The sequence below is a fragment of the Acetobacter sp. UBA5411 genome, assembly GCF_002409645.1.
GTDB lineage: Bacteria > Pseudomonadota > Alphaproteobacteria > Acetobacterales > Acetobacteraceae > Acetobacter.
Window position 1 is genome coordinate 78346 of record NZ_DHNR01000026.1, and the last position, 24911, is coordinate 103256.

Annotated in this window: 26 protein-coding genes and 1 pseudogene; 21 read left to right on the forward strand and 6 right to left on the reverse strand. The window is 50.5% G+C overall.

Annotated features, from left to right (window positions below):
- On the reverse strand, positions 1-702 hold a 702-nt coding region (locus tag B3759_RS08135; RefSeq protein WP_291365536.1), incomplete at its 3' end, for an SDR family NAD(P)-dependent oxidoreductase.
- A gap of 150 nt (positions 703-852) precedes the next feature.
- Between B3759_RS08135 and B3759_RS08140 the strand changes: the two genes are divergently transcribed.
- The 17 genes and pseudogenes from B3759_RS08140 to B3759_RS08215 all read left to right on the forward strand — a co-directional run bounded on the left by B3759_RS08140 (position 853) and on the right by B3759_RS08215 (position 16976).
- Positions 853-2019 (forward strand): hypothetical protein, encoded by a 1167-nt coding sequence (locus B3759_RS08140; RefSeq protein WP_291365409.1) that lies wholly within the window; start codon positions 853-855, stop codon positions 2017-2019.
- A 354-nt stretch (positions 2020-2373) separates the two neighbouring features.
- The gene (locus B3759_RS08145) at positions 2374-4371 is read left to right on the forward strand and encodes an FUSC family protein (RefSeq protein WP_408736464.1); all 1998 of its coding nucleotides are present in this window, start codon (positions 2374-2376) and stop codon (positions 4369-4371) included.
- The gene (locus tag B3759_RS08150) at positions 4368-4574 is read left to right on the forward strand and encodes a DUF1656 domain-containing protein (RefSeq protein ID WP_099349177.1); all 207 of its coding nucleotides are present in this window, start codon (positions 4368-4370) and stop codon (positions 4572-4574) included. The genes B3759_RS08145 and B3759_RS08150 overlap by 4 nt, the downstream gene beginning before the upstream one ends.
- 114 nt (positions 4575-4688) lie before the next feature.
- A complete protein-coding gene (locus tag B3759_RS08155; RefSeq protein WP_291365414.1) occupies positions 4689-5645 on the forward strand; it encodes an HlyD family secretion protein in 957 nt (318 codons plus the stop codon).
- 113 nt (positions 5646-5758) lie between these two features.
- Positions 5759-6229, forward strand: coding sequence for a hypothetical protein (locus tag B3759_RS08160; RefSeq protein ID WP_291365416.1), 471 nt, complete (start codon positions 5759-5761; stop codon positions 6227-6229).
- A gap of 85 nt (positions 6230-6314) precedes the next feature.
- On the forward strand, positions 6315-8246 hold the full coding sequence (locus B3759_RS08165; RefSeq protein WP_291365418.1) for a copper resistance system multicopper oxidase: 1932 nt from the start codon (positions 6315-6317) through the stop codon (positions 8244-8246).
- A 29-nt stretch (positions 8247-8275) separates the two neighbouring features.
- The gene (locus B3759_RS08170) at positions 8276-8998 is read left to right on the forward strand and encodes a copper resistance protein B (RefSeq protein WP_408736465.1); all 723 of its coding nucleotides are present in this window, start codon (positions 8276-8278) and stop codon (positions 8996-8998) included.
- A gap of 192 nt (positions 8999-9190) precedes the next feature.
- Entirely contained in the window at positions 9191-9418 is a 228-nt protein-coding gene (locus tag B3759_RS08175) for a Flp family type IVb pilin (RefSeq protein WP_291365422.1), read from the forward strand.
- A gap of 26 nt (positions 9419-9444) precedes the next feature.
- A complete protein-coding gene (locus tag B3759_RS08180; RefSeq protein ID WP_291365425.1) occupies positions 9445-9930 on the forward strand; it encodes an A24 family peptidase in 486 nt (161 codons plus the stop codon).
- The gene (cpaB, locus tag B3759_RS08185; RefSeq protein WP_291365426.1) at positions 9930-10796 is read left to right on the forward strand and encodes a Flp pilus assembly protein CpaB; all 867 of its coding nucleotides are present in this window, start codon (positions 9930-9932) and stop codon (positions 10794-10796) included. The genes B3759_RS08180 and cpaB overlap by 1 nt, the downstream gene beginning before the upstream one ends.
- 4 nt (positions 10797-10800) lie before the next feature.
- Positions 10801-12198 carry a type II and III secretion system protein family protein gene (locus tag B3759_RS08190; protein ID WP_291365428.1) on the forward strand — a complete coding sequence of 466 codons (1398 nt, stop codon included), beginning with the start codon at positions 10801-10803 and terminating at the stop codon, positions 12196-12198.
- Between the two features lies 1 nt (position 12199).
- On the forward strand, positions 12200-12484 hold the full coding sequence (locus B3759_RS08195; protein WP_291365429.1) for a hypothetical protein: 285 nt from the start codon (positions 12200-12202) through the stop codon (positions 12482-12484).
- Positions 12485-12486: 2 nt separating this feature from the next.
- Positions 12487-13743: an AAA family ATPase gene (locus tag B3759_RS08200; RefSeq protein ID WP_291365432.1), complete on the forward strand. Its 1257-nt coding sequence runs from the start codon at positions 12487-12489 to the stop codon at positions 13741-13743.
- A 335-nt stretch (positions 13744-14078) separates the two neighbouring features.
- Positions 14079-15087 (forward strand): annotated as a pseudogene (locus B3759_RS08205) (CpaF family protein).
- Between the two features lie 4 nt (positions 15088-15091).
- Positions 15092-15682 carry a type II secretion system F family protein gene (locus tag B3759_RS08210; protein ID WP_291365434.1) on the forward strand — a complete coding sequence of 197 codons (591 nt, stop codon included), beginning with the start codon at positions 15092-15094 and terminating at the stop codon, positions 15680-15682.
- 45 nt (positions 15683-15727) lie between these two features.
- Positions 15728-16063 (forward strand): type II secretion system F family protein, encoded by a 336-nt coding sequence (locus B3759_RS16900; protein ID WP_408736466.1) that lies wholly within the window; start codon positions 15728-15730, stop codon positions 16061-16063.
- A 97-nt stretch (positions 16064-16160) separates the two neighbouring features.
- A complete protein-coding gene (locus B3759_RS08215; RefSeq protein WP_291365436.1) occupies positions 16161-16976 on the forward strand; it encodes a type II secretion system F family protein in 816 nt (271 codons plus the stop codon).
- 696 nt (positions 16977-17672) lie between these two features.
- On the opposite strand, the gene B3759_RS08225 is transcribed toward B3759_RS08215, so the two are convergent.
- The 4 genes from B3759_RS08225 to B3759_RS08240 form a co-directional block, all read right to left on the reverse strand.
- Positions 17673-17882 (reverse strand): hypothetical protein, encoded by a 210-nt coding sequence (locus B3759_RS08225; RefSeq protein WP_291365438.1) that lies wholly within the window; start codon positions 17880-17882, stop codon positions 17673-17675.
- A 183-nt stretch (positions 17883-18065) separates the two neighbouring features.
- Positions 18066-19487 (reverse strand): cytochrome-c peroxidase, encoded by a 1422-nt coding sequence (locus B3759_RS08230; RefSeq protein WP_291365439.1) that lies wholly within the window; start codon positions 19485-19487, stop codon positions 18066-18068.
- 111 nt (positions 19488-19598) lie between these two features.
- On the reverse strand, positions 19599-20327 hold the full coding sequence (locus B3759_RS08235; RefSeq protein WP_349679295.1) for a DNA-methyltransferase: 729 nt from the start codon (positions 20325-20327) through the stop codon (positions 19599-19601).
- A gap of 131 nt (positions 20328-20458) precedes the next feature.
- Positions 20459-21136, reverse strand: coding sequence for a Tim44/TimA family putative adaptor protein (locus B3759_RS08240; RefSeq protein WP_291365441.1), 678 nt, complete (start codon positions 21134-21136; stop codon positions 20459-20461).
- 207 nt (positions 21137-21343) lie between these two features.
- On the opposite strand from B3759_RS08240, the gene B3759_RS08245 reads away from it, so the two are divergent.
- The 3 genes from B3759_RS08245 to B3759_RS08255 all read left to right on the forward strand — a co-directional run bounded on the left by B3759_RS08245 (position 21344) and on the right by B3759_RS08255 (position 22954).
- Complete coding sequence (locus tag B3759_RS08245; protein WP_291365443.1) at positions 21344-21883, forward strand: histidine phosphatase family protein; 540 nt, start codon at positions 21344-21346, stop codon at positions 21881-21883.
- Between the two features lie 91 nt (positions 21884-21974).
- Positions 21975-22475 carry a protein-export chaperone SecB gene (secB, locus tag B3759_RS08250; RefSeq protein WP_291365445.1) on the forward strand — a complete coding sequence of 167 codons (501 nt, stop codon included), beginning with the start codon at positions 21975-21977 and terminating at the stop codon, positions 22473-22475.
- A 137-nt stretch (positions 22476-22612) separates the two neighbouring features.
- Positions 22613-22954, forward strand: coding sequence for a hypothetical protein (locus tag B3759_RS08255; RefSeq protein ID WP_408736467.1), 342 nt, complete (start codon positions 22613-22615; stop codon positions 22952-22954).
- Positions 22955-23268: 314 nt separating this feature from the next.
- Here B3759_RS08255 and B3759_RS08260 read toward each other — a convergent pair whose 3' ends face one another.
- Positions 23269-24432 (reverse strand): energy transducer TonB, encoded by a 1164-nt coding sequence (locus tag B3759_RS08260; protein ID WP_291365449.1) that lies wholly within the window; start codon positions 24430-24432, stop codon positions 23269-23271.
- Between the two features lie 265 nt (positions 24433-24697).
- On the opposite strand from B3759_RS08260, the gene B3759_RS08265 reads away from it, so the two are divergent.
- A complete protein-coding gene (locus tag B3759_RS08265) occupies positions 24698-24877 on the forward strand; it encodes a CsbD family protein (RefSeq protein ID WP_291365451.1) in 180 nt (59 codons plus the stop codon).
- The last annotated feature ends 34 nt before the right edge of the window (positions 24878-24911 follow it).

A 24911-nucleotide genomic window follows, 5' to 3' on the forward strand; every position in this document is an offset into this window, starting at 1 on the left:
AATTGTCTCTCCCGTATTGCGGGCAAGAGCGGCGATGATATGGCGGGACGCTGCTTCAGGCGTGACGAGAAAGGGGCGGGGACCGATAATCCGGCGGCTCATGGCCGTATCCACAAAACCGGGTGCGATGAGGACCACGTCCACACCCAGAGGAGCCAGTGCGATGCGGGCAGAACTTGCGAATCGCGTAAGTCCAGCTTTCGATCCACCATATCCGGCAGCAAAAGGGAGATCGTGGTAGGCCGCCACGGAGCCGATCAGCGCGATTTTTCCACCACCCCGCGCCTGCATCCTGTCGGCCGCCGCCATGGTGAGCGCGGAAGGGACGGCATAGTTGACAAGGCCAAGCTCCAGAACGGTTTCAGCACGCTCCGTCTTTTCTGACGCGGTCTTCATATCGGACAGACCGGCGCAGAGAATAACTATGTCAAACTGTGACGTGTCATCGTCCGCGCGAAAAGCCGTGATCGCTGCGTGACCGTCGGACAGGTCAATTTCCCTTGTCAGGACAGAAGCGCCACGCTCCCGGCAAAGCCGTGCAACATCCTGCAGACGATCAGCATTACGCCCCCACAGCACGAGGGTATTGCCCGGTCGGGCGTAATCACAGGCAAGAGCCCGACCAATCCCGCCTGAAGCACCTGTGATGAGAATGCGAATCGGTTTCGTGGGGGGCTGACTTGTCCCGCCGGACGTTCTGATGGATGAAAAGCAGGAAAACGGAAACAATCTGTTGTGTCGTTTCACGTTGGCAGCGGTTTCTTTCAACGGTATGTCCAATGCCCTTCATGCACCGAGAGCAAGGTGCTGGTTATGGTATCGCGCGGAACCGCGTGTTTGCAGGGAGAGTTCATGACCCAGACGGCGCGCCTTGTCATTACCCCGGTCAGGGGTTTTCGGCAGTTGTCGACCTTTATCCGGCTCCCGCGTCGACTCTATGCTGGCAAGGCAGGATATGTGCCGCCCTTGGACATGGAGCAGCGCAGTCTGCTCGATCCCGCGAAGTCTCCCTTCTTTCGTCATGGAAAAGCGCAGTATTTTCTGGCGTGGCGTAATGGCCGCGCCGTAGGGCGTATTTCGGCACAGACAGACGATCTGGTGCGTGACGCCGCGCCGGAAACCGGTCTGACGCCGCAGACAGGATTTTTCGGGGCTCTGGATGCAGAGTCGCCCGATGTCGTTGCGCCTCTTCTGGAAGCCGCCGCTGACTGGCTGCGTTCGAAGGGCATGACCTCCATGCTCGGACCGTGGACGCTCAACAGCAATGGTGAGTACGGCACGATGATCGAGGGCCAAAAGGCGGCCCCCATGGTCATGATGCCCTGGCACCCGCCGTTTCTGAGCGAGGCTATCGAGGCGGCCGGTCTGACAAAAAAGATGGATGTCCTCTCTTATCAGATGGAGATGGGGCCGCAGGCCGAGAATGCGCATATCGTCCCGAAAGGCCTTTCCCTTGGGGAAGGACGGCTCGGCGCTCTGTCCGTGCGTCAGATGGATGCAAAGAACATTGAGCGTGACGGCGAGATCCTGCGCACGATGTATAATGATACATGGCGGGATACATGGGGTTTCGTTCCTTACACGGACGACGACATGGCGGGGATGATCCATGAGATCAAACCCATCCTCAGGTCCGAACATTTCGTGCTCGTCGAGCAAAACGGTGAACCGGCCGGCGTCGCTTTGGTGGTTCCGAATGTTTTTGATGTGGCTGGTGATCTGGGGGGCGCGCCATCGCCTCTCGGCTGGGTGAAGCTGGGTGTGCGGCTGCTGCGTCACGAGTTTCATTCCGCACGGGTCATCCTGCTGGGTGTCAGCAAGGCGCTTTCAGGGACCGCTCTGGGCGCACTTCTGCCTGCATTGCTGATCAGCGAACTGATGAAGCGGGGCCATGTCCTGCCGTATCGCCAGATCGAGCTGGGATGGGTACTGGAAACCAACACGCCGATGCGCCGTCTGATTGAGCGGATTGTGCCGGAACCGACCAAAAAGCACCGGGTTTTTCATCGTTCTCTTTGAAAGGGCGCGGGGCAAATGTGTCCTGCTCTTTCAGACTGCCGTGAACGGCCACTGCATATCCTGCTGCAGTGATTCGGCAACGTAATATGCGTCAGTTCATGCGCGTTCAAATAAACATGATGCGCAATCTGTGAATATCACGTCGAACAGTGACGCATGGACTGCCATGTTTTGTTATTTGTAATCCTGCCCTGCACAGTTGATGAGAAGTAGTTGATTTACGTCAACTGAGTGGTGAGGGTGGAGAGTAGGGTGGACGTGCGCGGTCAGACATCTGCCACGCACTGGTGGTCACTACGACGACTGGTGTGGATGCCTACACCCAGCAAAGACTACTTCCCCGCAGGCTGGTTCATGTTCTGCGTGCGGACATGGTTGGCCGTCTGGCTTGCTCTGGCCGTGTCCTTCTGGTTGCAGATCTCCTCTCCGGGATCCTCAGCGGTAACCGTCATGATTCTGGCCCAGCCCCTGCGCGGCCAGATGCTCTCCAAAGCTCTCTACAGACTTGCAGGCACCTTTGTCGGAGCGTTTGTCGCGCTGGCGCTCACATCCTGCTTCAGTCAGGATCGCTCCCTGCTTCTCGGAGGGGTGGCCCTGTGGCTCACCCTTTGCTGTATCATGGGGACATTGGAGCGGGATTTCCGCGCCTATGCCGCCATGCTGGCAGGTTACACCGTGGCGCTGATTGCCATTGGCTGCATTGATACACCTGAAAACGCCTATGATGTGACCGTCAACCGGGTGTCGGCCATTGTCATAGGCATTGCCGCCACAGCCGCGGTCAACGATGTCTTTGGTTCACCGACTGCCTGGAGCAAGCTGACGCACGCGCTTGATTCGCTGGCCGCAATGGTGGCGCGGATCGCCCGCGATGCTGTCGCAGGTCGATCGGTGCCGGATGCCTCCGCTGCCGCCGGTATTGCAGGCCAGATCATGGCTCTGACCTCACAGGTCTCCTTTGCTCGCACCGAGATTTCCGATGGGCGTCTTCGTATGGTCGGCGCACGGTCCGCGATGGTGGCTCTGCTGGAGATGCTGAATTGCAGTCGTGCGATTGCCATGGCGCTTGAGCGCGGGTTGGTGTCGGACGCTGTTATCAAACGGGTCCGCTCGGCGTTCGGCGCGGGGGATGCGGCTTCATCGCCTCGTATCGCTGTCGAGGATCTGGAGCAGTTGGCGCGGGAGACCCATCTGGATGCTGCGGGCAATGAAACCCGGCTCACTCTGGACGAAGCCTGGTTTGTCGAGCGCGTCATGTCCCTTCTGTCCTACTGGCGCTGGGCCGAAGATGGCGTCGATTGTGTCCACAAGGGTGGACATGCCCGGACACAGGCTCCTGAACTGAAGATCGTGACGCATCAGGATATCATTCTCGCGCTTCTGAACGGTCTGCGCGTGCTGATCGGTTTTTCGCTCGCGGCGGGGCTTTGTATTCTGACCGGCCTGCCGCAGAGCTATTCCGCACTGTCCCAGACAGCAATTATTCTGACGTTGGCGGCAACGACCTATGACGTCCGCGCCTTTGGCATGGGCGCGCTGATCGGCATGCCATTGGCGATCGTCGTCGCGGCTATCCTGAACTTCGGCATCCTGCCGCATGGATCAGAGATGACGTTCTTTGCGATTATGGTGATGCCCGTCATCTTCGGAGGCTGCCTGCTGTTGCTGAATCCGAAGACGTCAGCAATCGGTTTCAATGCCGGCGTATTCTTTTTCGTCATTCTCGGTGTCGCCAATGAGCAGAGCTATGACCTCGCGCAGTTCATCAACCGTGATGAGCAATATCTGTTTGCTGGTGTACTGATCTTCATCACCCTGACGCTTCTGTTGCCGCCCAAGGCGAAAACCCGTCGGTTCCGGGTCGCAATGGCCATAGGGCATGATCTTCATCGCCAGTTTGAAGGTCATGGCGAGCAGGAGGGGTCGGCCCTCATCAGTCGTCATTATGACCGGCTGACCAAGCTGAGGATGTGGAACAGCTATCTCAGACCGTCAAAATCGCGGGATCGCGTCTTTGCCCGTTTCGCCAGCCTTGATGATCTGGGGGCGGCGCTGGCGCGTGCGCGCCGGCATCTTCAGTGTGCGGCGACCATTCCGGCCGTGCGGGCTGAAGCCGAAGCGGCCCTGCGCTCTTCGATTGTTTACAATGTTGATGCCGCCATAACCCGTATGACGATCCACGCGGACCGTCTTCTTCTGCTGTCTGAAAATCTGCCGCATGGTGAAATGGCCACCGTTCTCGGGGCCGTGTCCGGCATGGCCGGTGCGATCCGTATTCTGGAGCAGAACCGTTCCGCCATCAGGCTTTATGACATCAACCCGGTTCCTGCGATGCGCTGGAGGGCCTTATGAACGCACCGCTCCAGTCTGTCATCAATATCGGCGGGCTGCTTGTTTCCTCGTTTCTCGTGCATGTCGGCCTCGGCCTTCTGACCATGGTGATTCTCAAGCCGATCCTGACCAAGACACGTCTGGACCGGTTTATGTGGAATGTGCCGCTGGCCGAGTTCGGCATGCTCATTATCTTTACCGGGATCTACACGATCCTGCTCTGAACTGAATGCTGATCCGGCACTCTGCCGGACGGAAAAAGGAGCCTTGAGGGGCAATGGAACGACTGCAAAGCGCGATGGCGTCAGGACAGAACAGAGCACACAGAGGACCGGACCGTGTTTGAAAAGGCGCGCAAGGCTCTCCAGTTCACGACCACGGGAGTCATTCTTTTCATTGCCGCCATTACGGCTTTTGTCCTGTGGGATTACTATACCTCTGCTCCGTGGACACGAAACGGGCAGGTACGTGTTCAGACGGTGAATATTGCGCCGCGTGTCTCCGGGCCGATTATCGCCCTTTATGTTCATGACAACCAGTTCGTGCATGCAGGAGACGTGCTCTACGATATCGACCCGTTCGATTTCCGCGTCGCGGTCGCCAATGCGACAGCCGTAGCGGATCAGCGCAAAGCGGACCTTGTTCTGAAAACAGCCCAGCATAACCGCCGTGACAAGCTGACCGATGCAGCAGCGTCACCAGAGGAAAAGCAGGTTTACGAAGCGACCGCCGAGGTGGCGCGAGCCGTTTATGCCCAGGCGCTGGCACAACTGGCGCAGGCCAAGATCAATCTGGATCGAACCCACATCCGGAGCACGGTGACCGGGCCCGTCAACAATCTGATCATGCGGGTGGGCGATTTTGCCACCGCAGGCAAACCGAACATCACGGTGATTGACCAGAGTTCCTACTGGGTGGACGGCTACTTTGAGGAAACCAAGATCGGCTCGATCAACATCGGTGATCCTGTTCGTGTGGACCTGATGGGCTTCCATCACCCGCTCGAAGGACATGTGGTGAGCATTACCCGCGGCATTGCAACAGCCAACGCGAATAGTGGTGTGCAGGGGCTGCCGACTGTGGACCCGGTCTATACATGGGTGCGTCTGGCCCAGCGTATCCCGGTCCGTGTGCAGATCGACCGTATCCCGGAAGATGTGACGCTTTCCGCCGGTATGACGGCAACCGTGACGGTGGTCGGCAGCAAGGGACATCGTGCGCATGATACGTTGCAGGATGCGTTTGAGCGGCTGCATGACACAGTCTTTGCTGTGGGTGCTGGCACGCATCGATAGGGCCGCGTCAGCACAATCCTGTATACGGGGAAGTGCTGACGTTTCCTTTCACCATAGCTTGATCTGCCTGATCGCGCCGGATAGGTTTTCTGACAGACCATTTCGGTCTTCGCATGAGGCAGATACGGGTGCGTCGGGTAACTGAGACAAAAGTCGGAAAGTGGGGCGTGCTTCTGCTGTTGCAGATCGCGCTGTTTCTGGCTGCACTGGCTCCCGCTCAAGCTACCATGCTGCATGCACAGGGGGGCACGTCCTCTGCACATATAGATGCCAGCGGTATGGCGACGATGACGGGAATGTCGCAGAGCGACGCTTCCGGTTCGTCTGAATGCGCCAGCCACCATCATCACGCGATGTCCGCTTCAGCGCATCCCCAACATTGCAGTGTTCCTCATCACTCGCATGGGCCTGATTGCTGCCTGGCCGGAGGGTGCGTTCAGTTTTCGCTGACGACGGATCTATGGATTTCTGTCGTTCATGGAAAACGGCTGCTCACTGAAGCTGACTACCACAGTTCCGCATTCGGCCTGCCAGCGGGTGAGACTGCCATGCCAGCCTTGCCGCCTCCCAGAACCCCGTCCTGAAAACCGCCTGAGGCGGTGATCCGTTCCGAAGGACCCGCGTCTCCGGTCATCCTTCCTCTGCGATCTTTTTCAGGATCTTTCAGACATGGTTGAGTCTGTTTTTCCGAAACGCACGTCCATCGGACGTCGTCGTTTCGTCACTGGCGCAGCGGCTTTGGGCTGCGGCGCAGCGATATCACCCGCGCTGGCCCGCAAGGCCGCGACTGAAAGCACGCTTTCGGCGGAATTGCCGGAGGCGGCATCATCCTTTCTCCTCAATGTCGAGAAAATTCCTGTTCGCGTGGGGAACCAGCATGCCAAAGGCGTGGGCATCAATGGCTCCGTGCCGGCTCCCACCTTACGCTGGCGGGAGGGCGATACTGTCGAGATACAGGTCCGAAACCACCTTCATGAAGACACCTCAATCCATTGGCACGGTATTCGCCTTCCGGCCGATATGGATGGCGTGCCGGGACTGAGTTTCGCGGGCATTCCTGCAGGAGAGACGTTTACCTACCGTTTTCCGGTCCAACAGAGCGGCACCTACTGGTATCACAGCCATTCCGGCGGGCAGGAACAGGCTGGCCTTTATGGCGCGCTGGTGATCGATCCGATCGACAAGCCTGCCTACACCGCCGATCGGGACTATGTCGTGCTGCTGTCCGACTGGACCGACGCCGATCCCATGGACATCGTTTCCAATCTGAAATTTGACGGCGACTATTACAATTTCCGCCAGCGCACGGTCGGCACCTTTCTGCACGATATCCGCAAGGACGGCTTGATGGCGAGTGTGCGGGACCGGCTTGCGTGGGGCGGCATGAACATGGCTCCCACGGACATCTCTGACGTGTCCGGTGTCATCTATACCTATCTCATGAATGGTCGGTCGCCGGAGAAAGGATGGACGGGACTGTTTCGTCCCGGCGAACGCATCCGCCTGCGTTTCATCAATGCGGCTTCCATGACTTTGTTCGATGTGCGCATTCCGGGCCTGACGATGCAGGTTGTGTCAGCCGACGGTAATGACGTGGAACCGGTGCCTGTCGATGAGTTCCGTATCGCGCCAGCAGAGACATATGATGTGATCGTGCAGCCGACGGTCGACCAACCGTACACGATCTTCGTGCAGTCAGAAGATCGCACAGGCTACGCGCGTGGAACACTCACCACACGAGAGGATGTTTTGGGGCCGATCCCGCCCATGGACCCGCGACCGCTAAGGACGATGGCGGATATGGGTATGGGCAGCATGAAAGGCATGGCCATGGCCGGGGAGCATAAAGGCGACCCGATGGCCGGGATGGACATGTCGTCTCATGAGAAGGCTACCGAGCAAGATACGGCAGCCCATCATCACGCAGCAATGCACGATATGGATATGAACGACATGCCGGGGATGGACATGAACGACATGCCTGAGGGGCACATGGATATGCCCGGAATGTCCATGCATCACACCATGTCGCACCAGAATAGACAGAAGCCGCAGAACAAAATCTCTGTTATGGCACAGCCTGAGAGCCACCCTGTGTCGCTCAAAACAGGTGTGGAAGTGCAAAGTCTTGCCCCGCAGCCCCAAAATCGTCTTGGAGAAGCTGGTGACGGGCTGGATGGCAATGGACGCCGCTGCCTGCGTTATACGGATCTGCGTGCTCTGAAGCCGGGGACAGATCCACGCGAGCCTTCCCGGGAGATCGAGCTGCATCTGACCGGCAACATGAAGCGCTTCATCTGGGGCTTTAATGGCAAGAAGTTTTCGGAGGCAGAGCCTATCTGGTTGGCTCTTGGTGAGCGTGTCAGGTTTGTCCTGATCAACGACACCATGATGGAGCATCCCATTCATCTGCACGGTTTGTGGAGTGAGCTTGAGAACGGGCAGGGGGCTTTTCAGCCCTATAAGCACACGGTGAACGTCAAGCCGGGAGAGCGATTAAGCTACCTCGTGTCGGCCGATACTCCCGGATTGTGGGCGTATCACTGTCATCTGCTCTATCACATGGATACCGGCATGTTCCGGACAGTGGTGGTGTCATGAAGTGGCGTTTGATTGCGTCCGTCGTGCTGATGGCAGCTGTGTGCGGCTCATCCTTGCATGCAGCACCCATGACCAAAACGATGGCTGTTCCTTATGTTAACGGAAGCATGCCCGTTATGGACCAGCGTGTTTATGTTCATGCTCTTCTGGATCAGTTCGAGGCACGATACAGCGGAGAGGGCGGGCAATTCCGTTATGACGGGCAGGCTTGGGTCGGATCCGATTACAATAAACTCTGGTTGAAATCAGAAGGGACTGTCGGAACGAACGGCCGTTTCGGGGATGGAGATCATGAGATTCTTTATGATCGCGCAATCTCGCGTTATTTCGATGTGCAGTCGGGTGTGCGGCTGGACATTGATCATGGTCCTACACGGGCGTGGGGAGCCATAGGCCTCCAGGGACTGGCTCTTTATTTCTTTGATGTCGAGACGACATTCTATTTCAGCGACAGAGGTGTCGCCGGGCGTCTAAATGGTTCTTACGACATCTTCATTACCAACAGGTTGATTCTTCAACCGCAGGCAGAATTAAATTTTTATTCAAATTCTGACAGCGCACGCGGTGTGGGACGAGGTCTGTCGGATGTCGATACGGGTTTGAGACTGCGTTATGAGTGGCATCGAAAAATCGCTCCTTATATTGGAATTACCTATTCAAACATGCTTGCTGAGAACAGGAATTTTCCAGGAAATATTGGGAAAAACAGTTCGAGCATCAATTTTACATTTGGCATTCGCAGCTGGTTTTGATGGCATGCAATCGGAAAAATTCATTTGAAGAAATTCTCTTCTGATTAGGTGGAAAACGGGGCTTTCCTTTACGTCGTTAACTATTGATTAAATGTTTTGCGGCAAATCTTCAGCAAGCCCGCGAGTGCGAAAGACCATGACCGCTCCATAGGGCGCAACAGGTAACTCACTGTGACGACAGGAACAGGACGCATGGACTACATCATTGTTCAGAAAATTGCCGAGAGCAAAGCCGCTGAACGCATTCGCGCTCTTCTTAGTGACCGCGAAGGTGTGACGGCTATCGAATATGCTCTCATTGCCGGGCTGATTGCTGTTGCATCGTTTGGTGCGATGAAGCTGCTTGGATCTTCGCTGCAGACTCTCTTCAGCACGATCTCTACGACGCTCGGTAGCGCGCCGACATCATCGGGTAGCTAAAACTTCCTGACGGGCAGAGTTCAAAGATGCTGCAATGTATTGCGCTGAATGCAGCATCTTTCCTGCTTGTTTTCTCGGCTGGTACAGATATTCGTTCACGTAAAATATATAATTCAGTTTCTCTCTGTATTTTTTTTCTGGCTATTTTAGTGTCTTACGAACGGGGTGACTTAATAAAAGAGATAATAACCGTTATATTTATTTTTCCTTTTTTCTATATTTTGTGGATTTTACGTATATTCGGTGGAGGAGATGTCAAACTTATTTTGGCTGTTATTCCTCTTGTTCCCCTTTGTCATTTGATTTCTTTGTTTTTGTCAATCTCAATGGCCGGAGTGTTTGTGGCGTTATGCTGCATCGCTGTATCGTTGTCTGATAAGTGTAGCGGTGAAGCCGAGGCGTCTTTGCGTGGAGTTTCTGCCTTACGCATGAGGTCACCCATTTCAGTTCCGTATGGCGTGGCTATCGCAATGGGTGTTCTTGTTGAAACATTCAAAGATCAAGGCATATAATGAAACTTTACCGGTATACACTTTATTTTTGCGTTGTTGTTCTGACGATTGTTTGTTTCATCCTGATTTTCAGGTTGGCGACAAAACAGCAACCAGCTCCCAAAGTTGTGCAGGTTGCGAAGCCTGAACCTATGGCCGCAGTGCTGGTCGCCAACCGGCAGCTTTACGCTGGTGAGGTTCTTCACTCTTCCGATATCACTGGTGCAAGTATCCCTAAGGCTTTTGTTCTTCCGGGAACGGTTATGGACTCATCTGCTGCCCGACAGAATGTGGTTGGCGGTCTGTTGCGTGTATCGGTTCCCAAAAATGCTCCCGTTCGAGGTGAGGATGTTGTGCATGCCGGGGATGGGGGATTCCTGGCGGCACTCCTGAGCCCAGGCAAAAGAGGCGTTGCAATGCCTGTTGATCCCGCCAACGCTGTTGGTGGTCTGATATGGCCCGGCGATTATGTGGACGTTCTGCTTATGCCCACACAGGAACACAGTGAAGGTAATGCGGATTTGCAAATGTCATCCGTTAAGACACTTTTGCAGAATGTTCATGTTGTTGCTGTAGACCAGCATCTTGTTCGGGGACAGGGGCCTACGGCGGCGACCACTCAGAGTGCCCGGACTGTTGTATTGGAATTGAATGCACAAGATGCACAGAAATTAGCTTTGGCAGAGAAAGTTGGCCGTCTTACTTTGACATTAAGATCTATGACCAAATCATCGGAAGATGCTCTTTCTGCGGGTTCCACTTGGAACGATGATATTTTTGAGTCCAAAGTTAAAGAAAAAAAAGTGAAAGAACATGATGCGGCAGAAGTTGGAAGTTCTCTTCATGTTTTTAATGGTTTGACGGAAGTTAAAGACAATGTGCATTAATTATATGAAATTTGCTTTCAGAATATCTTTTTTGAGTTTTTTTTCATTTGTTCTTGTGGGAAAAACAAGTCCTGTAGCCTTGGCGCGGGTATCGTCGAGTGTCAATCTTGAGGTCGGCAGCGGACGGCTTATTGAGTTGGACTCTAATGTTACCAGTGCATTCGCGGCAGATCCTAAAGTTGCTGAAGTAAGGCCTGCGAGTTCAAAAACACTTTTTATATTTGGCACCGGTGTGGGGCGAACTACAATTTCTGCTGTTAATAACGAGGGACGACCTGTTGGGCAGTACGATATTGTTGTTAACCCGTCACAATATGCTGCGCATCAGACGAAAGAAAGCGTCTCTCAATTTTCAGGAGTAAATTATGAGGCGCATAACGGTCAGAATGGACTTAATTTTTCTGGAAATTCTCCAAGTCCAGAAAATGCTGAACGTGCTTGGGAAATAGCAAAAGATCAGGCTGGGAAGTCTGAAGTTTATGACCATGTGCGCTTAAAGGAGTCTACGCAGGTCAATCTACAAGTGCAGATCGTTGAAATGTCCAGGCAACTCGTAAGGGAAATTGGGGTTGAATGGCAGAATATGAATGCTTTAGGCACAAGTGCAGTTATTGGTCTGGCAACCAAAAATCCATTAGCGGCTTTAGCTTCAAGTCAAAGTAGCTTTGCCTTTTTGTCACGGTTTAAAATTGGTGGGCGGCAAACAACTTTAGAAACAATTATCGATGCTCTCGCGCAGGATCAATTGGTGCATATGCTGGCTGAGCCTAATCTGACAACATCCAGTGGTGAGCCTGCAAGTTTTCTTGTCGGTGGTGAATACCCAATACCAATTTCATCTTATAATAATACAATATCTGTTCAATTTAAGCAGTATGGCGTGTCTTTGTCTTTTGTGCCGACAGTTCTATCAGCTGGACGAATAAGTCTTCATGTGAGGCCAGAGGTAAGTCAGCTTTCCAGCAATGGTGCTGTCTCATTTGGTGAAGGTAATTCAACTATCAGTATCCCTGCAATAACAGTAAGTAGAGCTGATACAACTATAGAGTTAGGAAGTGGGCAGAGTTTTGCTATTGCTGGTTTGTTCCAGGATAGCACAACAACGCAGGGCCTTGGTTTGCCCGGTCTTGGAGATATACCAATATTAGGGGCGTTGTTTAAATCGAATAGTTTTCAGCACAATCAAAGTGAGTTAGTTATTATTGTTACTCCTTATATAGTAAAGCCGGTTTCCAATCCGGATTTATTATCAAAGCCAAATGATCATTGGTCTGCTCCAGATGATTATCAGCGAGTGTTTCAAATGAGTCAGACTGGAGGAGAGAGAAAAGGCATTAGAAAGAATGGGAATTACAAAAAGGAAGAGACCATTCCCTCAGATGTAGGTTTTATGGTGGAATAAAATGAAGAATAATCTTAAATTTTCCATTTTTCATATTATTTTTGTTTTGAGTGGTTGTGCTCAAATAGATCCATTATATCAATCATCTGCATGGAATGCACAAAACTCAAATAGAAAAAATTTATTGTTACAGGTTGAAAATACAAATGATCTTTCTATTGGAAGATCTGTTTCAGATTATGATGCCTCCTTAGCTGTAGATGCAATCAAGAGACTGCGCGATGGAAAAATAAAAAATCTTGAAAAAATCAAGATAAACGATATTGCCAATAATCAGTCAGGTTGATAATGAGCCAGTTTAAATCGATTGATCATGGGCATTCATTTGAATCATCTTCAAAGAAAAACTCATCAGAATTTACTATTCAAGGTTTTGTTTCTGATGTTGCTAGTGAAAATGTTCTGCGAGAAGTCTTGGATGAATTTCATCCAGGAAAATTTTCTTTATCATGCTTATCTTGCTCTCTTGCTGCCGTAAAGTTGAGTAGAGGTCTCTCGCCCGATATATTAATTATTGATGTCTCGGGTGAGGAGCAGCCAATTACTGCACTTGTTGAACTTTCAAATGTGCTTGAACCTGATGTTAAAGTTCTTGTTATTGGTGATAGGCAGGATGCAAATTTTTACAGACAATTAACAAGAGGTCTTGGTGTTGCTGAGTATTTATATAAACCTCTCAATCGATCAATGGTTTCAAGGTTTTTTGGACCTTTTCTTAATGAGGATGAGTATACACCGGAGGCCACTCGTGGCGGTAGGGTATTGGGTTTTGTGGGAGCCAGAGGGGGGGGTGGAACAACAACAATTGCTGCAAATTTTGCGTGGTATTTAGGTGAGATCGCGAGGCGTCACAGTCTTGTTATAGATGGTGATTTATATACTGGCGCGTTATCGATACTTATGGGTACCAAGACCGATAGTGGACTTCGAACTGCGTTCGAAACACCTCAGCGTGTAGATGAATTATTCATTGAAAGAAGTGCTCAAAAAATAGGAGAAAGGTGTGATATTTTAAGTAGTCAGGCTGACATGTCGGAAGTTATTTCAATATCACGCGATGGACCCAGGCACCTTATTGATGTTGTAAAGAAAAAATATAATTATATATCTATAGATATTCCAAGAGGTTTCGGAGAAATTTCTAGAAGTATGATAGATTTGTGTGAGCAAAAAATAATAGTAATAGATCCATCTCTTACTTCATTAAGAGATGTTTTACGATATATAGCATATCAAAAAAACAGCCGTTATGGAACAAGACCTTTAGTTGTTTTAAATAAGCTTGGTAAGCCTGGAACTCTTTCTCTTAAAGAGGTGACTGACGGTCTTGGAAGAGCACCTGATGTTGTTATACCATTTTTGCCTAGGGTTATTAATGAATGTGAAATATCGGGATATCCAGCTGCTCGATCAAAAAATTCATTTAGTTCAGCTATATCTATTCTTGTCCAGGAAGCGGCTTCAGTAGCAATGGAAAGAAAACAGAGTAAAGTTGGAAAAATAAGAAACAAAATAGAAAGTCTGTTTGCTAGGTGGCAGTCATGAGTTTAACTCCTCGATTTGGAAAAGTCGTGCCTCAAAATACTTCTTATCTTGGAAAAGATGAGGATATATTTAGTGTACAGCATAGGGAAACGATTGTTCAGTGGGCGGAACTGCATGGATTGTGTCTGGAAAGATTAGATCCTGTTGCTGTTTCTAAGCTGCCACCTGAGCGGCTTATTCCTGAGATTGAACGTGTAGTTGATGAAACTGCTACCGAAAAAAGAATTCAGCTGAATGCTCGTGAACAGAAAATTTTAGCGAATGAACTTGTAAATGATATAAATGGTCTTGGGCCTATTCAGCCACTTTTAGATGATGATAGTATTACTGATATTATGGTGAATGGTCCATTTAAAATATTTGTCGAGAAATCAGGGAAACTTGTTGAGAGTGGAACAAAATTCCGAGATAGACGACATTTAATGGCTGTAAGTCAAAGAATTGCCTCTGCAGTGGGGAGGAGAATTGATGAATCAAGTCCAACTGTAGACGCTCGTTTAGAAGATGGATCGCGCGTCAATATAGTTTTCCCTCCCTTGGCTCTGGATGGTCCTTATTTATCAATACGTAAATTTTCAAGAAAAAAAAATAGATTTTAAGAAGCTAGTTGAAAACGGTAGTTGTTCTATCCAAGTAGCTAAAATATTGGAAATCGCATCTCGCATACGATTAAATGTCATTGTTTCTGGAGGAACAGGCTCTGGTAAAACAACGCTAATGAATGCGATGTCACGATTGATAGATTCAAGTGAACGAATAATTACAGTTGAAGATGCCGCAGAATTACAATTCCAGCAGCCTCATGTTGTTCGACTGGAGACACGTCCTCCTTCTATTGAGGGGACTGGTGAAATTACTCAGAGAGATTTAGTGCGTAATGCATTACGTATGAGGCCAGATAGGATTATTATTGGTGAAGTTCGTGGGCCTGAAGCGTTTGATATGTTGCAGGCTATGAATACAGGGCATGATGGAAGCATGTCTACCATTCACGCTAATACGACAAGAGATGCCATAACCAGAATAGAAAATATGGTTCAAATGGGTAATTTTGGATTGCCCACGTCTTCAATAAAAGCCCAAATAGTTGGAGCTGTTGATCTTATAGTACAGATAGAACGGCAGCGTGATGGTGTAAGGCGAATTGTACAAGTTACTGACGTTTCTGGTATAGAAGGCGAAATAGTTACATTAAATGATATTATATCGTTTCATATTGATGGTGAAAATTTCAACGGAAAAATAAATGGGCACTATTCTGTTTCTAGATCAAGGCCTAGTTTTTATAAAACATTAATATATTATCAGCTTGATCATGTTTGGTCAAGTATATTTGAGGAATGATTTTATGTATAGCTTTAATGAAGTGATATTTTATGTAATTATTGTTTTTTTATGTAATTTTTTATGTGTGTTTTCGTTTTTTAAACAGAAAGAAATGGATTCTTATATAGAAACACGATTTGATGATATTGTTGAAGGTAGTAAATATTCAGAACTTTATGAGTATATTCCTGCGAAAATCATAACAAACAAAGTGGTTAAAAATACATATTTTGATCATATTATGAAAATAATATTTTCATTTGATAGAAATTCAGAAATATGTTCAATAGAAGAGTTTAAAAGATTTTCTTTGTTTTCTTTTGTTTTATTTTTTTCAATTTTTATTTTTTGTATAGCTTATGTCCCTTTTAATTTTGTTCTTGTTTTTATTTTCTGTGCTTTGTGGATTGTAGTTGTTAGATTTCATTTTGTGCGTAAAATAAGTAATTTTAGAAAAAATCTTGTTGAACAACTGCCGGATACTGTTTTTATGATGTCAAGAAGTCTAAAAATAGGTGTTTCTTTGTCTCGCACCTTGGAGCTTATTGCTAGACAATCACCTGAACCTACAAAAAGCTTATTTGAAGATGTTGTAAAAAAAATATCTGTTTGAAAAGAATTTGGTGAAGTTTTAGATGATCTAGCTATTAAAGCTGGTATAAATGAATATAGATTTTTTTCAATTATTACAAAATTACAGAGTAGAACTGGAGGTGGTCTCGCAGATATTTTAGATGGATTTGGAAAAAATATTAGAAAAAGAATTTCAACTAGAAAAAAAGCTATAGCATTAGCGTCTGAAGCTCGAATGAGTTGTTATGTTTTATCTGCGCTACCAATATTCATGGCTGTTGTTCTGAGTATAATGAACCCACAATATGTTTCTGTTTTATATAGAACTGATTCAGGATTAAAATTACTATATGTTGCTCTATTTTTATTTTTTTCTGGGATAGGATCTATGCTTCTTGTTACAAAGCTTACGCTAAGGTGATATGATAATGTTATTATTTTTGATTGTATACATATTGTTTATATTAGCTTTTTTTATTAATGTTAATAATTCTATTTCGTTTAATAAAAGAAAGTCATTGAGACTGGAGGGTGTTTGTAAAAATTTTGATTTTACAGATAAAAACAGTAACAATGATAAATCTATAATATCATTTATTCTTTCAAATTTATCTCGATTTGTATCAAAATCAAAATTATTCAATATTTATGGAGATAGTAATGAGAGAAAATATTTGGATATGTTTGGTTTTGATTTTAGTTATTTTGTATCTTTAAAAATATGTAGTTCGTTTTTCCTTTCTGTAATGGCGTTGTGTTTTTCTATTTTTATAAACTTAAAAATATTTTATATTGTGTTGATTTGTATTTTTTCTGGTTTTGTTGGCTTTAAATTTCCAAATTTTATTTTTAAACAAAAGAGAAAGTTACATTTTTCGCGAGTTGAAGCTGGAATGGCAGACGCTCTGGATCTATTTTTGGTTTGTGCGGAAGCTGGTTTGGCAATGGAATCTGCTATGGAATGTGTTTCAGTCGAGATGATGTCATTAAATAAAGATGTCGCAGAAGAATTTGGAATTACTGTTAATGAAATGAGAATTAGTAGCGATAGAATAAAAGTTATAGAAGACTTAGGAAAAAGGACTGGTTTGGTCGCTATGCAGAGGTTGAGTGGTGCTTTAGTCCAAACATTTGAAACTGGTTCATCTTTAGTTTCTGTGTTGAGAGTTTTGGTTTCTGAAATAAGAGAAGATACATTAATTAAATTTGAAGAGAAAGCTGCAAGACTATCTGTTGTTCTTACTTTTCCTATGATACTATTCCTTCTTCCTTGTATATTTATAATTATAGCTGGACCAGCCATGTTAGGTATTTTTGGTGTTCTTAAGGATTGATTTTTTTTCTAATAAAGATTTTCTTTTAAGGGCCGTGTGGAAAATACGATTGAGCATGTGCGCGCAAAGAAATTGGCGTCTATGATTACGAGTATCATGTTCTTTGTTTCTTCAATGCGACTGCTCGTAATCGTGTAAGAAACTTTGCTGTTTGACCATCTATACGAATATTCGTTTCATAGTCCATTTTAGGGGCATCAGTTCGAAACCATTCACTTTGTCTGAACGGCGCTATAAAGCTTGTACTCTTTTTTGATCATGTGGATGTTTTCTCCATATCTTGGGAGACAACATATGCATCGCAGTATAGCCTTAGCGATGGTCAGTGGGAACAGATCAAGAATCTTCTTTGGCGTAGTGAAGATTATCCGCGGCTGTACCGCCGACGTGGCCTTCACGACTTGGGAGAAGGTCTTTTATCCGAGCCCACTGGCCATCGCTCAGACCATACCGTCGCATCTCTGTATCTCTCCGAAAAACAGAGAAAAAACATCACAGATCAAACGGGAGTACAAGCCTCATGGCACTCTACGCTAACTGACGACGCGACCTAGAGAATTTTTATCTTACAATAAATCACTGAGAAGCGATTTTTCATTCTGTGTTCTTTACAAGAAAATCTTACTAAGAATGAAAAAGCCTTCGAAAAGAAGAGGATTCTTTCCGAAAGCATCACAACTCTTTTGTGGGAACAGCTCAGTAGCCGCGAGGACCGCCGCCCATGGCTCCCGGTCCCATCATTCCATCGGGGCGGCCATTCATCATGCCTTCACCGCGCATACCGGGGCGGTCATAGGTGCCCGCGCCGTTCCACCCGCCATGGTAGTGCCTGTGACGGTGGTCTGCGCAGGCCGATAGTGTTGCTGTCATTGTGAGGGCGACACAAAGAAGAACAAACCGTCGCATGGTTACCTCCTGAGTAATGAGAGCATCGCTCTGATACGTGTTTCGAAAATCGGTCACATGATCTGAGGGATGACGCCCGACCATGGTTTGGTGTGCTGAATACGCCGTACTATCGCCTTTCAATAAGGGCGATAGTACGGCAGGCCCTTCACCCTGAACACGGTGAAGGGCTGAAAGTTCAGATCAGGGTGTTGCCTTGACCTGCTCCAGCGGCACGCCTTTGTATTTGCCGGTCAGCGCTTTCAGGAACGCCGTGATGTCGGACACGTCCTGATCGGAAATCTTTCCGTCCGGTGTCTGGTAGTAAGCCATCTTGCGGACAGCGTCTTCCAAGGTTTTCACGCTTCCGTCGTGGAACCACGGTCCGGTCAGAGCGACGTTACGCAGGGTCGGCACCAGGAAACGCGACTTGTCCAGCGGGTCATGGGTCACATCTTCCCGTCCACTATCGGCAGCCGTGAAAGCACCGCCTCTGTCAGCAAAGTAGTCATGCTCAAGTCCCATGACTTCCATGGCGCCGCCGCCCATGTCCTGTCCGCTGTGACAGCCGGAGCAACCGATGCTCTTGAAGAGCGCGTAACCGTGCTTCTCCTGATCCGTTAAAGCTTTGTCATCACCCTTCAGATACAGATCGAACTTGCTATCAGGGGTAATGAGGGTTTTCTCATACTCCGCGATCGCATCCGTGATGGTGTCCTGGCCAATCGGCTTGTCAGGATAGATAGCAGAGAACTGCGCACCATAATCCGGATCATTCATGATCTTGGCTGCGACATCTTTCCAGTCATGCGATCCCATTTCCACTGGGTTCATGACCGGTCCTGCCGCCTGCTCGGCTAGTGTCGCAGCGCGTCCATTCCAGAACTGCACGATATTGTAGACAGAATTGTAGACGGTCGGGACATTGATCGGACCTTTCTGGCCCCCGATGCCTGTCGCCGTCACGAGATTGTCTACGCCGCCTTTATCCAGACCGTGGCAGCTTGCGCAGTTCAGCGTGTTGTCACCAGACAGACGCTTGTCGAAGAAGAGCTTCTCGCCCAGCGCGACCTTGTCGGTATTGACAGGCCAGCTCTCGGGAATGGGCTGGACAGGTTCAGCAGCAAATTTTGCCGCCACGCCGTTGCCTGCGTAATGTGCCCGACGCTCCGTATCGATCCATGTGAGGACGGCTTTGCGCTGGTCTTCGTTCAGGTGGGCATGCCAGTGAATCAGCAGATACAGCGAGGGCGGCATGCGGTTCTGCGTGATGACTTCCTCAATGCGGGACAGTTGTTCCTCAGTGGGAACGTCGCCCTTCTGGAAAGCGGCAATCACTGGCTCCATGCGGAAGTGACGCAGACCCTGTTCCAGATCATGCTGCATCAGCGTGCTGGCGATTGGCAGCTTGAAGTAGAAGGGCAGATCAGCGCCTTTCGTATGACAGTAATCACACCGGGCTTCACGCAGCACATCGAAAGCGGCTTTTGCTACCGGGTCTTTCAGTGTCGGTGAATCTGCCGAGAGGGTTGGGCCTCCCTGATGATCGAAGTGCTGAATATAGGCGACGGTCCCGCCATAGGCCGCCAGTCCGGCACCGATCAGTCCTGCGACGATACGTTTCACAATTTTCTCCAGAATTAAATGTCTGTAACCCGTATGTACAGGATACGGCTGCGTCCTGTCAAAACGATTATATTTGTCTAAATCATCGTCAAAATCGATCAATGATCGAGATCAATCGGAAGACTGATCTTTCAGTCTCTGACGGGCGATTGCCACATAGGCAGGGTCAATTTCGATCCCGATGCCGTGCGCCTTCAGGCGGGCTGCGGCCAGTAATGTTGTTCCCGTGCCCATGAAGGGATCGAGAACAACAGGCTCAGGCTGACCATGCAGGCGGATGCAGAGCTCGGGCAGCGCGACCGGGAATGTGCCCGGATGATTGAATTTCTGCTGTCTGTCACGGACGGTTTCATAAGGGACGAACCACGTATCACCGCGACAGCGTCGATCCTGTGCGTGTCCCCGACGGGCAATGTTGCTCTTGTCCTTGAATGGTACACCGGCGTCGAGCCGCTTGAGCGGTACGTCGCCCTTTAAGGTCAAGTGAAACAGATGCTCGTGATTCCGGTTAAGATAGCGCCCGCTGTTGACCGGTTTGAAGTGGCCGAACGATGTCTCACCGACGGCAATCGATTTGACCCATGAAATATGATTCTGGAGTACAAAAAGTTCACGCAGGCGCACAGCCAGTTCGAACGGAAGCCACGGCTCCGAAGACGTGCCTGCAATGTTCAGGAAAAACGATCCCTCTGGATTCATTACGCGCCGGACAGCACGCGCTACTTCCATCATCCAGTCGAGGTAATCGTCCTCGCTGCGGCGGTCCTTATAGGACAGGTACCCCAGACCGATATTGTAGGGAGGAGAGGTGATGACGACATCAACAGTCCCGGCCTTCATCCTTTTCAGGACCCGAAGGCAGTCTCCCTGAACGATCTGTTGTTGACCAATGCGATATCGGCGGGTGCGGGGAGGCGGCGCGGCTTTTTCAGCCTCCGCTTTCCTTGCAGGCGCACTATCAGACTTGCGCTTCACGCACTCCGGGCCGCCGCCAGCCGCCAGCTTGAACCGGCCACACCGAGCAGTTTCTCGAATGTCCAAAGGTCGGAGAACTCGGTGACCGCATCGGTGCCGGTAACGGGCTTGCCATCCTTGTCCACAACGAAGCTGATCTGATCGGAAACAATGCGGACGTCGATGGAAGCCGCCGTTCCAGCAGCACTGTCATTGAGACGGACATCCTCGATTGCCAGACTGTCGATCCCGCGAATTTCGCTTTTCTGGGTCTCCCCCGATTGTTCCCGCACAGTAAGGGCAGACTCAAAAGCGGCATAGGCGTCGGGTGTCAGGCGTTCCTTGAGCACGTTCCGGTTGCCCGCTGCATAGGCTTCAACAACCTGACGAAAAGCGCCTTCGACGCCCGTCATGAACTGCTGGGGGACAAAGCCGGGCTCCTTTTGGGCGACCTGAGCGAGAATGGAACCAACCCGGGTGTTGGGGCCCGGAATATCGAGCCGCGTGTCCGGGGCAGGTTCAGCCTTGCCGTCGATAACCGGTCCTGCGGGAGCCTGCTGTGCCGGAGGAGGAGCGGGTGCGATCTGGAAGCCGACTTTCTTGCCAAGAACGCTGCGCAGGCGCAGGGCAAGGAAGGCTGCAATCAGCGCGAAAATTACAATATCGACCGGAAAGTGGCCGAGAGAGCCGTCCATCAGCAGTGTCACCCAACATGGATGCCGGTGCGGTTGTCGCCCGACAAAAGGAAATCAGTCTCCTAGAATAAGGTCCGCTCTCCCGCCATGCAATGACCCCGCTCATATTTGCTCTGTTAAAGGAGCATTCATGTTGGGGTGGCAGACAGTTTTTTCTGCTCTATGCGCCATTGCGAACAGGGCAATGTTGCCCCTATCTGAGCAGTCATGATCGTCCTTCGTCATTGTCAGTCCGAATTCAACCGGCTTTTCACCGCGACCCGCAAGGATCCCGGCATTGCCGATCCGCCGCTTTCCGAGAAAGGAAAGAAACAGGCGGAAGAGCTTGTTGAAGCGCTGGTAGGCGAGGGGATCAGGCATATCATTGTCTCTCCCTACACAAGGGCGCTGCAGACTGCTGAACCGATTGCCCGCGCGCTGAACATCACACCCACCATCAACCCGCTGATCCGCGAACGGGCTGCTTTCTCCTGTGACATCGGCAGCCCTCCTGCGGCGCTGGCATTGCGCTGGCCGGACCTCAATTTCTCGGCCTTGGATGAAATGTGGTGGAGCTCTGCCATCGAGTCTCCTGAGGCTGTGGAGGAGCGGGCCGCACTGTTCCGCGCCGAGATGGCTGCCTCGCCGATGTGGCGGGATACGCTGGTTGTTTCGCACTGGGCGTTTTTGCTGGCGTTTACACAAAGCAGCGTGGAAAACGGTGCATGGTTCAGAGTGGATCCGACTGCGCCGCCAGCTACTCTTTGATGGGGCGATGGTTGGCGAACAGGGTTCGTCATGCTACCGCCGGGCACTACACAAGGGCGAATTCGTCCGAATATGAAGGAAAAGGACTACCATGTCTGACACCACCAATCAGGGCGTTCCGCCGGCTCTCCCTCTCGCCGTCAATCTTCAGTACACGAAGGACCTGTCCTTCGAGGTGCCGCATGGTCCCGAGATCTTCACGGCCCTGACTGCTGCTCCCCAGATTTCCGTCAACATCGACGTACAGGCCAATCGTCTCCAGAACGATCAGCCGCATTTTGAAGTCGCCCTGACGATCAAGGCTGAAGCTGACGAAGCTCCTGCTTCCGAAGGTGGTCCGGCTGGCCGCAAGGTGTTCATCGCCGAGCTGACCTATGCTGCTGTTGTCACGCTGAACAACCCGCCTGCCGAGCTGGTCGAGCCGCTGCTGCTGGTTGAAGTGCCCCGCCTGATTTTCCCGTTCGCTCGCAACATCCTTGGCGATGTCACGCGTGACGGTGGTTTCCCGCCGGTTGTGCTGCAGCCGATCGACTTTGTGGCCCTGTGGCAGGCCCGTCGTGCCGAAGCATCCCAGACAGTAGGCCACGCCTGATTTGTCCTGACGCAGGGAACGAAAATTTCCATCAGCCGTTCCCTGCGGCAGTTGTTTGATATGCCAGACTAAAGGAAGCAGATCGCATGGCCCATCTTTCATCCCGCAACCGGTTTCAGGCTGTTCATGTGGGTCTGATGGCGACGGCGCTGGTGTTCTCTTCCTTCGGCCTTTCCGGATGTGCCAATCATCCTGATGCCACCTCTGCAGCCCATTCCGGACGTATTCCTCCCCAGACATTCCCGCCGGGCACTGTCACGGAAACGCCGCCGCCAGAGGGGCAGGTTCTGGTGAATGATCCTTCTGCTCCGGTTAACACGCCGCTTTGTGGAACATCCGTACGCGAAGCGAATGCCATGGGGCAGGCGATTTATCCGCAGCCGCTGACCAATGGCGGGGCCTGCACGCAGAACGCCTGTTTCGACCCGGCGACCCAGACTTATATCGCATCCGATAACAGCAAACGCGTTTGCCGCTGAGAGACCATCTCTTGCCGAAGCGATTAGTTTTCGGGACGTGGTCCCAAACTCCACAAGGGACATGGTCCCTTTGATCACGGCTTATTAAGTAAGGCGCAGAGCGTTACTTCATTGTCTGTTTGCGGAATGCGTGATCACCGATTGCTCATTAGAAACTGATGACCGCTTCAGGAAATCATTGTCAGAATAACCGGTTTTCTTGCCGCGATATAAAGAGCCCGTGATCTTTCCGCTCCTGTGTGGTTTAAAGCAGAAAAAGCAAAGAACAGGGATGGCAGATCCCTGTTCAATGATCCCAGATATGAGAGCCGTCTTTAATGGCGGATCAGAATGTAATTCACCGTCACATCCAGATCGAAATGATCGCCCGTAATTCCTGGTGGAATAGGCGGAAGATGAGCGTTGCGGAACATGCCGGTCGTGGCTGCGTCAAGCAGGTAGGAGCCTGACTGGTTTGTCAGACGCACAAACCGTACGTTTCCAGACCGGTCCAGCACGACGTGAACGGAAGAAGGGCCTTCCTCACCATTCTGGGCGGCTTCTTCCGGATAATACATGTGGCGTCTGATCCAGCGATCGACTTCTTCGCTGTAATCATCGCTCACGCCGCGCACGGTACTGCGGGTGGCGAATGGCGTGTTCAGCTTACCATTCTGCACCAGTGGCCCAAGAGACAGGTCGATCGGGCCGCCTGACCCGCCCGTACGACCGTGGTGACGTGGGCGTGGAGGTGCTGATGACTGGTCCAGTGACAGATCGGTCATGGAATCAAAGGGCGACGGGGCGCGCTGGTGGGTTGGCGTCTGTCGGGCAGTCTGCTTGCGCGGTGCGGATTGCTTTGTTGTCTGGCGGCTGGCCTTGCCTGCCTTGTTGGAGGCCGGGTTGACCGGAGCGTTTTCATTGGCCGGTTTCGGATAGCTTTCGTCCGATGGAGCCTCCGGTATCGGCGGGGCTGCGGGTGTTTCCGGAGTGGGACGATTTGTACCTTCGGCTGCTTCTGACTGCTCAGGCTGCGTTTCGCTGCTTTGCGATGACTTTGTCGCGGACGTTCCGCCTGCCTGCTGATCCGAATGCTCGCCTTTCATGCCGCTCTCAGCCGGTGGCGTGACAAACATCATGTCCACTGTACCGGTTTCACTCGCCTGCGGGTTGCCGCGAGGGGCGTGATACAGCGACATGTAAATGGCGAAGGCCAGCAGAAGCGCATGAAGAAGCGCGGAAAACAGAAAAATGAACAGTAGGTCGGGATCGGCGAAGACCTGCCGGGGAGAGAGCGGTGTTTTGGCGGATTTGAGGTTACGATACGCTCCCGTTTTCGCAATGAACGCCGGGCGCAGACCGATGCGACCTGCGGCATCGGTTTCCTCTTCCAGAGCTGCGTGTTTTGTTCTGGAGGTATCCCGCTGTTTCCCGGTACCGACGAGCAAGGGCTCTTTCTTCGTTCCGGGCGTAGCTGAAGGCCGTGGCGACGCCGTCATGGAGGTAAACATGTCTCCGGAAGAAGAAAACAGAAGCACTGGTATTCAGGGACCGTTACCGCACATTGCCACCGGGAGGGAAGCATGGCTACCCCTGTGTTGCTTATCAAAATGTCACGGATTTTGACGATGCTGCTTACTTCCTTGGCGAGCCTGTCTCAGTAAGATTTCCTTCTGGTGCCCGGATGAAACCTCCCGAGATGTGCTGCGTTTGGAAAATACACCCCTTTCAAATGATGGGGGTAAAATGAAAAAGGAGCACATCATGGGTGAGTTCAAAGACAAGCTGCAGGGTGTAGCCGACAAGGTAGCCGGTAGCGTCAAGGAAAGCATTGGCAAGGCGACGGATAATCCCGAGCTTGAAGCCGAAGGCAAGGTGCAGCAGCTCAAGGGCAAGGGCGAAGATATCAAGGGAAAAGTCAAAGGGACTATCAACGATATCTGATTGACTGCTTTCTCCCGCCTTCAGTGGATTGCTA